Raw genomic sequence first — 12,988 nt, 5'->3', positions numbered from 1 at the left:
ATGTTGAAAGTCAGTGTTTATCGCTACAACCCTGATCAGGACGCTGCGCCGTTCATGCAGGAATTCCAGGTCGATACCGGTGGTAAAGACCTGATGGTGCTGGATGTACTGGCACTGATCAAAGAGCAGGACGAGGGTTTCTCCTATCGTCGCTCTTGCCGTGAAGGTGTGTGCGGTTCCGACGGCATGAACATCAACGGCAAAAACGGCCTGGCGTGCATCACGCCGCTGTCCGCCGTGGTCAAAGGCAACAAGCTGATCGTTCGTCCGCTGCCAGGTTTGCCGGTTATCCGTGACCTGGTCGTCGATATGAGCATCTTCTACAAGCAATACGAGAAAGTTAAGCCGTTCCTGCAGAACGACACGCCGGCTCCGGCCATCGAGCGTCTGCAGTCCCCGGAAGAACGTGAAAAGCTCGATGGCCTGTACGAGTGCATCCTGTGCGCTTGCTGCTCGACATCCTGCCCGTCCTTCTGGTGGAACCCGGACAAGTTCCTGGGTCCAGCTGCGCTGCTGCAAGCCTACCGCTTCCTGGCAGACAGTCGCGACACCAAGACGTCCGAGCGTCTGGCTTCGCTGGATGACCCGTTCAGCGTATTCCGCTGCCGCGGGATCATGAACTGCGTCAACGTATGTCCTAAAGGCCTGAACCCGACTAAGGCCATTGGTCACATCCGTAACATGCTGCTGCAGAGCGGCGTGTAACTGACGTTGTAGTAAAAGCAGGACCGTTGTGCCCGTAAATGCTGCGGCGCAGGCTTCAACCGGCGCCGTAGTTTTAACTTGAGCAGCGACTTACAAAGCCGCGGCTCTTATTTTGAAGAAATGAGACAAGCAGGGGCATTCGGGTTGGTACCCGAACTATCAGCGTGATCCTAAGTGGCTTGTTTTGGTCGCTGCACTTGGCCTTTTGCAAGCAGACTCGGTGTTTTCGCCGGTGGTGTCCCCAAATCGAGGGTGACCAAGCATGCAAGAAAGCGTGATGCAGCGCATGTGGAACAGCGGCTATCTTTCAGGTGGTAACGCTGCCTATGTGGAAGAGCTTTATGAGCTCTACCTGCACGACCCTAACGCTGTGCCAGAAGAATGGCGCACCAAATTTCAGACGTTGTCTTCAGACGGCAACGCTGCCACCGATGTATCGCACGCAACAATTCGCGATCAGTTCGTGCTGCTGGCAAAGAACCAGCGCCGCGCCCAACCGGTTTCCGCCGGCAGCGTGAGCAGTGAGCACGAGAAGAAGCAAGTTGAAGTACTGCGACTGATCCAGGCCTACCGTATGCGTGGCCACCAGGCAGCCCAGCTTGACCCGCTGGGGCTGTGGCAGCGTCCTGCACCTGCAGACCTGTCGATCAATCATTACGGCTTGACCAATGCCGATCTTGATACGACCTTCCGTGCCGGCGACCTGTTCATCGGCAAAGAGGAAGCGAGCCTACGCGAAATTCACGAAGCGTTGCAGCAGACATATTGCCGCACCATCGGCGCTGAATTCACGCACATCACTGATTCCGAGCAGCGCCAGTGGTTCCAGCACCGCCTGGAAGGCGTGCGTGGCCGTCCGGTATTGTCCGCCGATGTGCGCGGCCACCTGCTGGAGCGTGTGACCGCGGCCGAAGGCCTCGAAAAATACCTGGGCACCAAATACCCAGGCACCAAGCGTTTCGGCCTGGAAGGCGGCGAAAGCCTGATTCCGATGCTCGACGAGTTGATCCAGCGTTCCGGTTCCTATGGCACCAAGGAAATCGTGATCGGCATGGCTCACCGTGGTCGCCTGAACGTGTTGGTCAACACCTTCGGCAAGAACCCGCGTGAGCTGTTCGACGAGTTCGAAGGCAAGAAGAAGGTCGAGTTGGGTTCCGGTGACGTTAAATACCACCAGGGCTTCTCGTCCAACGTGATGACCACCGGCGGTGAAGTTCACCTGGCCATGGCATTCAACCCCTCCCACCTGGAAATCGTTTCGCCAGTGGTCGAGGGTTCGGTGCGTGCTCGCCAGGATCGTCGTAACGACGCCACCGGTGAGAAAGTGCTGCCGATTTCCATCCACGGTGACGCGGCATTTGCCGGTCAAGGCGTGGTCCTGGAAACGTTCCAGATGTCGCAGACTCGCGGCTTCAAGACCGGCGGTACCGTTCACATCGTCATCAACAACCAGGTGGGCTTCACCATCAGCAACCCGTTGGATGCGCGCTCCACCGAGTACGCCACCGACGTTGCCAAGATGATCCAGGCGCCGATCCTCCATGTGAATGGCGATGATCCGGAAGCCGTGCTGTTCGTGACCCAACTGGCTGTCGACTACCGCATGCAGTTCAAGCGTGACGTGGTCATCGACCTGGTTTGCTACCGCCGTCGCGGTCACAACGAAGCGGACGAGCCAAGCGGCACCCAGCCGTTGATGTACCAGCAGATCACCAAGCAGCGCACCACCCGTGAGCTGTACGCCGAAAGCCTGACCAAGGCCGGCGTGGTTGACGATGCGCGTGTTCAGGCGAAAGTCGACGAATACCGCAACGCGCTGGACAACGGCCTGCATGTAGTGAAAAGCCTGGTCAAGGAGCCGAACAAAGAGCTGTTCGTTGACTGGCGCCCGTACCTGGGTCACACCTGGACTGCCCGTCACGATACCTCGTTCGATTTGAAGACGTTGCAGGAACTGTCCGCCAAGCTGCTGGAAATTCCCGAAGGCTTTGTCGTACAGCGCCAGGTTGCGAAGATCTACGAAGACCGTCAGAAGATGCAAGCTGGCGGCCTGCCGATCAACTGGGGTTACGCCGAAACCATGGCGTACGCGACCCTGGCGTTCGAAGGTCACCCCATCCGCATGACCGGCCAGGACATCGGCCGCGGTACGTTCTCGCACCGTCATGCTGTATTGCACAACCAGAAAGACGCGGGCACCTACATCCCGTTGCAGAACCTTTACGAAGGCCAGCCACGTTTCGACCTGTACGATTCGTTCCTGTCCGAAGAAGCCGTACTGGCGTTCGAATACGGTTACTCGACCACCACGCCGAACGCGCTGGTGATCTGGGAAGCCCAGTTCGGCGACTTCGCCAACGGTGCCCAGGTGGTTATCGACCAGTTCATCACCAGCGGCGAGCACAAGTGGGGCCGTCTGTGCGGTCTGACCATGCTGCTGCCACACGGTTATGAAGGTCAGGGCCCGGAGCACTCCTCGGCCCGCCTGGAGCGTTACCTGCAACTGTGCGCCGAGCACAACATTCAGGTGTGCGTGCCGACGACCCCGGCCCAGATCTACCACTTGCTGCGCCGCCAGGTGATCCGTCCGCTGCGCAAGCCGCTGGTGGTGCTGACGCCGAAGTCGCTGTTGCGTCACAAACTGGCCGTTTCGACCCTGGAAGATCTGGCCCAAGGTTCGTTCCAGACCGTGATTCCAGAGATCGATACGCTGGACGCCGCCAAGGTCACTCGCCTGATCCTGTGCAGCGGCAAGGTCTACTACGATCTGCTGGAAAAACGCCGTGCCGAAGGCCGCGAAGACATCGCCATCGTGCGTATCGAGCAGCTTTATCCGTTCCCGGAAGATGACCTCATGGAGATCATCGCGCCTTACACCAACCTCACGAACGTAGTGTGGTGTCAGGAAGAACCGATGAACCAGGGCGCCTGGTACAGCAGCCAGCATCATCTGCGTCGCAGCATCGGCAACCACAACAAGGCCTTGGTCCTTGAGTACGCCGGTCGTGATGCTTCTGCTGCACCTGCCTGTGGTTATGCGTCGATGCACGCCGAGCAGCAGGAAAAACTGCTGCAAGATGCTTTCACTGTTTAACGCCTTCGCGCTGACTGAAACCGAATTTTAAGGACCTACAGATAATGGCTATCGAAATCAAAGCCCCGTCATTCCCGGAATCGGTTGCCGATGGCACCGTTGCCACCTGGCACAAGAAACCAGGCGAGGCCGTCAAGCGTGACGACCTGATCGTCGACATCGAGACCGACAAAGTCGTTCTGGAAGTATTGGCCGAAGCTGACGGCGTGCTGGGCGCGATCGTTGCTGAAGAGGGCGCTACCGTTCTGTCGAACCAGGTACTGGGCTCGATCGAAGAGGGCAGCGCTGCTGCAGCGCCTGCTCCTGCCGCTGCTGCACCGGCTGCTTCGGCGCCTGCCGCTGCACCGGCAGCCGGTGGCGAAGATCCAATCGCTGCTCCGGCTGCGCGTCAACTGGCTGAAGAAAACGGCATCAACCTGGCTTCCATCAAGGGCACCGGCAAAGATGGCCGTGTGACCAAGGAAGACGTGGTTGCCGCAGTTGAAGCCAAGAAGAACGCTCCGGCTGCCGCACCTGCCAAGGCTGCAGCGCCTGCTGCCGCTGCGCCTGTGTTTGCCGCTGGCGACCGCACCGAGAAGCGCGTACCGATGACTCGCGTACGTGCCACCGTGGCCAAGCGCCTGGTTGAAGCTCAGTCGAACATGGCGATGCTGACCACCTTCAACGAAGTCGACATGACCGAAGTCATGGCCCTGCGTTCGAAGTACAAGGACCTGTTCGAGAAGTCCCACAACGGCGTGCGCCTGGGCTTCATGTCGTTCTTCGTGAAAGCGGCCACCGAAGCGCTGAAGCGCTTCCCGGCAGTCAACGCTTCCATCGACGGCGGCGACATCGTTTACCACGGCTACGCAGATATCGGCGTTGCCGTCTCCAGCGACCGTGGCCTGGTGGTTCCAGTCCTGCGTAACGCCGAGCTGATGAGCCTGGCCGAAATCGAAGGCGGCATCGCTGGCTTCGGCAAGAAAGCCCGTGACGGCAAGCTGACCATCGACGAGATGACCGGCGGTACCTTCACCATCACCAACGGTGGTACCTTCGGTTCGATGATGTCGACGCCGATCGTCAACCCACCGCAAGCCGCGATCCTGGGCATGCACAACATCATCCAGCGTCCGATGGCCATCAACGGCCAGGTCGTGATCCGCCCAATGATGTACCTGGCACTGTCTTACGATCACCGCCTGATCGACGGTAAAGAAGCCGTGACGTTCCTGGTGACCATCAAGAACCTGCTGGAAGACCCGGCTCGCCTGCTCCTGGATATTTGATTGGAGCAGCTTCAAGTTGCGAGCTGCAAGCTGCAAGTAAACGCAGTTTGGCTTGCAGCTTGTGGCTTGACGCTTGAAGCTAATAGAGGATCTATTTCATGACACAGAAATTTGACGTTGTAGTGATTGGTGCAGGCCCTGGCGGCTATGTTGCCGCCATCAAGGCTGCGCAACTGGGCCTCTCCACTGCTTGCATCGAAAAATACACCGACAAGGAAGGCAAACTGGCGCTGGGCGGTACTTGCCTGAACGTGGGTTGCATTCCGTCCAAGGCGCTGCTGGACAGCTCCTGGAAATTCCACGAAGCCCAAGACGGCTTCGCGATCCACGGCATCAATCATGCTGGCGTGACCATGGACGTACCAGCAATGGTCGGCCGTAAAGCCAACATCGTCAAAGGCCTGACTTCCGGCGTTGCGACCTTGTTCAAGGCCAACGGCGTTACTTCGATTCAAGGCCACGGCAAGCTGCTGGCCGGCAAGAAAGTTGAAGTCACCAAGCCAGACGGTTCGGTTGAAGTCATCGAAGCCGAAAACGTGATCCTGGCGCCAGGTTCGCGTCCAATCGACATTCCGCCTGCTCCTGTTGATAACAACGTGATCGTTGATTCGACCGGCGCCCTGGAATTCCAGGCTGTGCCTAAGCGCCTGGGCGTGATCGGCGCTGGCGTCATCGGTCTGGAGCTGGGCTCGGTATGGTCGCGTCTGGGCGCTGAAGTCACCGTGCTGGAAGCCCTGGACACGTTCCTGCTGGCGGCTGACACTGCAGTCTCCAAGGAAGCGCTGAAAACCCTGACTAAACAAGGTCTGGACATCAAGCTTGGCGCCCGTGTTACCGGTTCCAAGGTCAACGGCGAAGAAGTCGTGGTGACCTACACCGATAAAGACGGCGAGCAGACCATCACCTTCGACAAGCTGATCGTTGCCGTTGGTCGCCGCCCAGTGACCAATGACCTGTTGGCTTCCGACAGCGGCGTGAACATCGACGAGCGTGGTTTCATCCACGTTGACGATCACTGCGCTACCACTGTGCCTGGCGTCTATGCCATTGGCGACGTGGTTCGTGGCATGATGCTGGCCCACAAGGCTTCCGAAGAAGGCATCATGGTTGTCGAGCGCATCAAGGGTCACAAGACCCAGATGAACTACGACCTGATCCCATCGGTTATCTACACCCACCCGGAAATTGCATGGGTCGGCAAGAACGAACAGCAGTTGAAAGCTGAAGGCGTTGAAGTTAACGTCGGCACCTTCCCGTTTGCCGCTTCTGGCCGTGCCATGGCAGCCAACGACACCGGTGGTTTTGTCAAAGTCATCGCTGATGCCAAGACTGACCGCGTTTTGGGCGTCCACGTGATTGGCCCAAGCGCTGCAGAACTGGTTCAGCAAGGCGCGATCGGCATGGAATTCGGCACCAGTGCCGAGGACTTGGGCATGATGGTCTTCTCCCATCCGACCCTGTCCGAAGCGTTGCACGAAGCAGCGTTGGCAGTGAATGGCGGCGCCATCCACATCGCCAACCGCAAGAAGCGCTAAGCGAGATAATAAGAAACCACGGCGGAGTTGCCCGTCGTGAGCCTTGCGCGCAAGACTCACCGCGGAATATCCGCTGGACGCAGCCTTGCGCAGCTTTACGGGCCATAAGCCCCGCAAGTTGCGCAAGCAGCAGTCACAGGTGGCGCGGCACTCATAATGAGCGCAGCGCCGAATGCGCAGTACCTAACGAAGACGGTAAAAAGCATGAATCTTCACGAGTATCAGGGTAAGCAGCTGTTCGCTGAATACGGCCTGCCAGTTTCCAAGGGCTACGCAGTAGACACCCCGGAAGCAGCAGCAGAAGCTTGCGACAAAATCGGCGGCAGCGAGTGGGTTGTCAAAGCCCAGGTCCACGCCGGTGGTCGCGGTAAAGCGGGCGGCGTCAAGCTGGTTCGCAGCAAAGAAGACGCCAAGGCCTTCGCACAGCAGTGGCTGGGCAAGCGTCTGGTGACTTACCAGACTGATGCCAATGGCCAACCAGTCACCAAGATCCTGGTTGAATCGTGCACTGATATCGCTAAAGAGCTGTACCTGGGCGCTGTCGTTGACCGTTCGAGCCGTCGCATCGTGTTCATGGCTTCCACCGAAGGTGGCGTGGACATCGAGAAAATCGCTCACGAAACCCCAGAAAAAATTCTGAAGGCCACTATCGATCCACTGGTTGGCGCACAGCCATTCCAGGGTCGCGAGCTGGCTTTCCAGCTGGGCCTGGAAGGCAAGCAAGTTGCCCAGTTCGCCAAGATCTTCGTAGGTCTGGCCAAACTGTTCCAGGATCACGATCTGGCCCTGCTGGAAGTGAACCCGCTGGTGATCAAGGCTGACGGCGATCTGCACTGCCTCGATGCCAAGATCAACATCGACGCCAACGCCATGTACCGTCAGCCTAAGCTGAAGACTTTCCACGATCCGTCGCAAGACGATCCGCGCGAAGCGCACGCTGCCAAGTTCGAACTGAACTACGTAGCCCTGGAAGGTAACATCGGCTGCATGGTCAACGGTGCCGGCCTGGCCATGGGTACCATGGACATCGTCAACCTGCATGGCGGCAAGCCAGCCAACTTCCTCGACGTAGGTGGTGGCGCTACCAAGGAACGCGTTACCGAAGCGTTCAAGATCATCCTGTCCGACTCCAACGTCGCCGCAGTACTGGTCAACATCTTCGGCGGCATCGTTCGTTGCGACATGATTGCCGAAGGCATCATCGGTGCAGTGAAAGAAGTCGGCGTTAAAATCCCGGTTGTTGTTCGCCTTGAAGGTAACAACGCTGAACTGGGCGCTAAAGTACTGGCAGAAAGCGGTTTGAACATCATCGCGGCTACCAGCCTGACCGACGCTGCTCAACAAGTTGTCAAAGCTGCGGAGGGCAAGTAATGAGCGTCCTGATCAATAAAGACACCAAAGTTATCTGCCAGGGTATTACCGGTTCGCAAGGTAGTTTCCACACCCAGCAAGCCATCGAATACGGCACCCAGATGGTTGGCGGCGTAACACCAGGCAAAGGCGGCACCGAGCACCTGGGCCTGCCCGTGTTCAACACCGTGAAAGAAGCGGTAGAAGCCACTGGCGCCACTGCCAGCGTGATCTACGTTCCAGCTCCTTTCTGCAAGGACTCGATCCTGGAAGCGGCGTTCGGCGGCATCAAGCTGATCGTCTGCATCACCGAAGGCATTCCTACCCTGGACATGCTGGACGCTAAAGTTAAGTGCGACGAGCTGGGCGTAGTCCTGATCGGCCCTAACTGCCCAGGCGTGATCACCCCAGGCGAATGCAAGATCGGCATCATGCCAGGTCACATTCACTTGCCAGGTAAAGTCGGTATCGTTTCCCGTTCCGGCACCCTGACCTACGAAGCTGTAAAGCAGACCACTGACGCCGGTTTCGGTCAGTCGACTTGCGTCGGCATCGGCGGTGACCCGATCCCAGGCTCCAACTTCATCGACATCCTGAAGCTGTTCCAGGAAGACCCGAAGACCGAAGCGATCGTGATGATCGGTGAGATCGGCGGTTCGGCTGAAGAAGAAGCGGCTGCCTACATCAAGGCACACGTGACCAAGCCGGTTGTTTCCTACATCGCTGGTGTGACTGCCCCTGCGGGCAAGCGCATGGGCCATGCTGGCGCAATCATCTCTGGCGGCAAAGGCACTGCAGACGAGAAGTTCGCTGCACTGCAAGACGCAGGCGTTAAAACCGTGCGTTCGCTGGCAGACATCGGCAAGGCCCTGGCCGAGCTGACCGGTTGGGCTGTCAAGTAAGCCTCGCGCTTAGCTGACGCTTCACCACACAAAGGCCACCTTCGGGTGGCCTTTGTGCGTTCTGTGTCTGCGATATGGCCCTTCTGTAGGAGCGAGCTTGCTCGCGAAAAACGTCAACGATAACGCGTGCTCTCTGAATGAACGCGGCGCCTGTGAGTTTTTCGCGAGCAAGCTCGCTCCTACAAATAAACTGTATGGGCAAATTAAGTATGAAAACGCGACATTCAAATGTCGCTTATCGGACAGTTCGCCCCGCAACAGTGCGTTTGTCAGCCTGATTCTGTACTCTAGCCGCCTCTTTATGCGTCCGCGTCCCAAAAGGAAGCTGCGCGCTAGACCGGTCGGTCCCCACAAGGGCCGGCAGCATTTCCCTCATCCATAGGGAAGCCCTCTCTAAATTCCGATTCAGTAGTGTGGTATTTCCTCAAATGAAAGTGTTGAAAAGCCAGGATATCCTGGCGCTGGGCTTTATGACCTTTGCCCTGTTCGTGGGCGCCGGCAACATCATCTTCCCGCCTATCGTGGGTTTGCAGTCCGGGCCGCATGTGTGGATGGCGGCGCTGGGCTTCCTGATCACCGCAGTCGGTTTGCCGGTGGTCACCGTGATCGCCCTGGCCAAGGTCGGTGGTGGCATGGACGCGCTGAGCAGCCCGATTGGCAAGATTGCCGGTGGCCTGCTGGCGGCAGCGGCCTACCTGGCAGTGGGCCCGCTGTTTGCGACCCCACGCACCGCAACAGTATCGTTTGAAGTGGGCCTGGCGCCCTTGACCGGTGAAAGCCCTTTGGCGCTGTTCCTCTACAGCTCGGTGTATTTCCTGGTGGTGTTCTTTGTCTCCCTGTATCCAGGGCGACTGCTGGACACCGTGGGCCGTTTCCTGGCGCCGCTGAAGATCATCGCCCTGGCTATCCTCGGCATCGCTGCGTTTGCCTTGCCCGCCGGTGAGGTGGGGGTTGCCACGCCGGAATACGTTGCCGCTCCGTTCTCCCAAGGCTTTATCAATGGTTACCTGACCATGGATACCCTGGGCGCCCTGGTGTTCGGCATTGTGATCGTCAACGCTATCCGCTCCCGTGGCGTCGAGTCGCCCAAGCTGATCACCCGTTACGCGATCATTGCCGGGCTGATTGCCGGCGTGGGCCTGGCACTGGTGTACGTCAGCCTGTTCCGTCTGGGTTCGGGCAGCCATGCCGTGGCCGCGGGTGCCAGCAATGGCGCGGCGGTACTGCACGCCTATGTGCAATACACGTTCGGCTCCCTGGGTAGTGGTTTCCTCGCCGTGCTGATTTCCCTGGCATGCCTGGTGACCGCCGTGGGCCTGACCTGTGCCTGCGCCGAGTACTTCAGTAAGATCCTGCCGCTGTCCTACAAGACCCTGGTGGTGATCCTGGCACTGTTCTCGCTGTTTGTGTCCAACCTGGGCTTGACCAAACTCATTGCCTTCTCGATCCCGGTGCTGACCGCGATCTACCCGCCGTGCATCGTGTTGGTGGCCTTGAGCTTCTGCAAAGGGTTCTGGCAGGAACAGGGCCGTATTGTCGGCCCGGTGATGCTGGTGTCGTTCATCTTTGGCTGCATCGACGCACTCAAGGGTGCGGGCCTGGCGGGTTGGATGCCTACGCAACTGGTAAACCTGCCGTTGAGCGAACAAGGCTTGGCGTGGCTGGTGCCGTCGGTGATGACGCTGGTCGTGGCCGTGGTGATTGACCGTATGCTGGGCAAGCGCAGCGAAGCGATCGCTTAAAACCGCTGACTTATACGCTGCAATTAAAAAGCCCCGGATCAAATGATCCGGGGCTTTTTTTGTACGCAGTGCCAAGCCAGGCTGCCTGTTTCAGGGTATCGGGAACTTGCTCTTTGTCGAATCCACTCCCATGTTCCTCAAATATTCCTGGGCGGGCCTTAAATCGCTTTTTTTGGGTAGATAGTGTCCAGAGACATCGGAAAGGTGGAATTTCCCGAAGGCGTCTTTCCTTATATAGCCTGCGCTGACTACCTTTTCTGATTGGCCACTGCCAGCACCGATTTCCGCGATGGCAGGATGTGATAACCATTTTGGCGGTGCACTTTTGTCGATAGTACCGATGATCAGTTGGTTGTCTTGAGTGAAGACGAACTTGCTGACTGTGTCGGGTTTCAATACAACCTTCAGGTCATCCGGCTTTGTGATGCGAACCAGTTCCGCTCGGGCCGCTCGGGGGTTCAATGCCGCTCCGGCCAGATGCAGCTCGGCGTTCAGGTCACGAGCCCTGGTATTGACCAGCACTGCAAGTGGTTTTCGAATGGGCGGCTCTATTCGCGAACTGCCGGAGGTGGAGGAGCTGCTTGCAGGCACTAGGTTTTCCGCCGAGGAGGCAGAATGAGGCTGCGGTAGGGGGGCTAGCGTTTGAGGTAGTTTGGCGCCTCCCGGCAAACCGGTTAGCACCCATTCGCCGTTCCCTTTGTTCAAAAGCGTAGCCACCCGACGCTTTGTCTCGGGGTTTATAACGTTTACAAATCCTGATTCGAATTTGAACGCTGGGCTTATTTGATAGACCCTGCTCACGTCTGAGTTATCGGTGTAACGGATCAACCATTTTTCACCGACTTGTTGTGGCCCGGTGGCGCTGAGCGGTTTTCCTGCCAGTAGCTGATTATCCAGTGCGTGCGCGGCGAGGTCCCCACGGTTCTGTACAGGGTGGGCCGGGTTCGGCAATTGAGTCGGGATGCTTGAGGGGCGGCCGGCCGATATCGACGTACCCGGAACCGGTACGACGTGACCGCTTGGCGTACCGTTTGTACCTGCCGTGATTGTCAGTCGCTGTTGGAGCGTGCGCCCAGGGGTTCTGAACACTGGGCGCAACGGGGTCCTTTTGAGTAAAGGGATACCCGACGCAGCCATGGCGAAGTCGTTGTACACCGCCCCCCAGCGTCCCGGTTGGGTGAGGAGCTTGGGCAGGCTTTGTCCGGGTGTACGCAACGTTCTTAGCGCAGCCTTGGAGAGCCTGTTGGTGGCTGACATACCAGCGTTGACCGGGATGAGGCTTAGAACGAATTGGGCTATGTCTGCGGCGAACATTAATTTGTTGGCTGTGGATCGGGCCGATATCTCTGCGCTGGTTGTCATCCCAACCGACGCTCTCCCTCTGAGTAACCCCACCTCCTGCATGTACAGGTTTTCAGTGATGCTACCTTTGAACGGCTTCAGCCGGATGCCCGCTTCATGGTCGGCCGCGAATTTCTTGAGCCACGTGCCGAGCTGAGGCAAAAACAGGGTGTCGTGAATATCGTATCGATCAACAGGTGATACCCGCTGATCCATGTAGGACATCCACTCGGACGTGTTCAGCAGCGCGTTAAGTTGATCCTCGTCCACAATTTCTCTGAAAGGACGTCCGTCGGGAGCATCCGGGCTGTACAGCACCAGCGAGGGGTGGTTGGTCGGTTTGATGACCATCATGCCCTGGACGGGTTTGCCGTTCAGGACCACTCTATGCGAGACGATGGACGCACCATTCACGATTGGCCAGGTGGTGGAGTCGCTATGCTCAAGTGTCGCTTCGATCCATTGTTCGGCGATTTTTTGCCTGTTCAGATAGGCGTCGGGATCCAGGCTGGTGATGAACGCGTCCTTGGCCATCCTTGCCTTCAGATGGTTTTTCCACGCGTCGGGCAGCACCCTGGCTTCGTCGGAGGTGGCAGTGGGGCTGAGTTTGTCATCCAGTAGTTTGAGGTATTTGCCGCCCACATCGGTTTGGCTGATCAGGTCCTCGAGAAACGGCTTATCCAGGGTCAGCAGGTATTTTCCATTGGCACTTACGACGCGAGCGGCCCAGGTGCTCGTCGGCGAGCGTTCATGCCATGGCGTTGTGTTCATGAGCGTCAGGTCGGTAAGCGATCGGGTGTGGATCTGCGGCTTTGGTGCGTTTGCGGAACCTAAAAGGCCGCGATTGCTCGACTGCTGTGTGGTCATCTGAACCATCACGTGGTCAGGGTCTATTTCCTCGTGCCGGTAGCGGTCCGGCAGCTTGGCTTTCAACGCCTGGGCCAGCAACTGTTTGGCGAAAATGTTGGGGGCCGGGATGTTTGCCAATAGCGCTTGCAAGTGCGTAAGGCTTGTATCCTGTGCTTCCTCCAGCTCCCTATAGCTCGTTTCT

The 12,988-nt window shown here is 58.1% G+C and carries 8 protein-coding genes; 7 read left to right on the top strand and 1 reads right to left on the bottom strand.

Features of this window, described 5'->3' with window-relative positions; genetic code table 11:
* The 7 genes from HBO10_RS00580 (at position 1) to brnQ (ending at position 10,596) form a co-directional block, all read left to right on the top strand.
* Entirely contained in the window at positions 1-705 is a 705-nt protein-coding gene (locus HBO10_RS00580; RefSeq protein WP_003172807.1) for a succinate dehydrogenase iron-sulfur subunit, read from the top strand.
* A gap of 262 nt (positions 706-967) precedes the next feature.
* Positions 968-3,799, top strand: a complete 2,832-nt coding sequence (locus HBO10_RS00575; protein ID WP_034127191.1) for a 2-oxoglutarate dehydrogenase E1 component — start codon at positions 968-970, stop codon at positions 3,797-3,799.
* A gap of 44 nt (positions 3,800-3,843) precedes the next feature.
* Positions 3,844-5,067 (top strand): 2-oxoglutarate dehydrogenase complex dihydrolipoyllysine-residue succinyltransferase, encoded by a 1,224-nt coding sequence (gene odhB, locus HBO10_RS00570; RefSeq protein WP_034127192.1) that lies wholly within the window; start codon positions 3,844-3,846, stop codon positions 5,065-5,067.
* Positions 5,068-5,165: 98 nt separating this feature from the next.
* Entirely contained in the window at positions 5,166-6,602 is a 1,437-nt protein-coding gene (gene lpdA / locus HBO10_RS00565; RefSeq protein WP_003190010.1) for a dihydrolipoyl dehydrogenase, read from the top strand.
* A 204-nt stretch (positions 6,603-6,806) separates the two neighbouring features.
* A complete protein-coding gene (gene sucC / locus HBO10_RS00560) occupies positions 6,807-7,973 on the top strand; it encodes an ADP-forming succinate--CoA ligase subunit beta (protein WP_003190011.1) in 1,167 nt (388 codons plus the stop codon).
* A complete protein-coding gene (gene sucD / locus HBO10_RS00555) occupies positions 7,973-8,854 on the top strand; it encodes a succinate--CoA ligase subunit alpha (RefSeq protein WP_003190013.1) in 882 nt (293 codons plus the stop codon). The genes sucC and sucD overlap by 1 nt, the downstream gene beginning before the upstream one ends.
* A 428-nt stretch (positions 8,855-9,282) precedes the next feature.
* Complete coding sequence (gene brnQ, locus HBO10_RS00550) at positions 9,283-10,596, top strand: branched-chain amino acid transport system II carrier protein (protein WP_003190014.1); 1,314 nt, start codon at positions 9,283-9,285, stop codon at positions 10,594-10,596.
* A gap of 90 nt (positions 10,597-10,686) precedes the next feature.
* On the opposite strand, the gene HBO10_RS00545 is transcribed toward brnQ, so the two are convergent.
* Positions 10,687-12,924, bottom strand: a complete 2,238-nt coding sequence (locus HBO10_RS00545) for a DUF6543 domain-containing protein (protein WP_346343134.1) — start codon at positions 12,922-12,924, stop codon at positions 10,687-10,689.
* Positions 12,925-12,988: the final 64 nt, after the last annotated feature.

Origin of the sequence: Pseudomonas sp. WS 5503 (assembly GCF_012985385.1) — a bacterium.
In the GTDB taxonomy this organism is placed as follows: Bacteria; Pseudomonadota; Gammaproteobacteria; order Pseudomonadales; family Pseudomonadaceae; genus Aquipseudomonas; species Aquipseudomonas paracarnis.
This window is presented reverse-complemented; position numbering and strand designations above follow the sequence as displayed.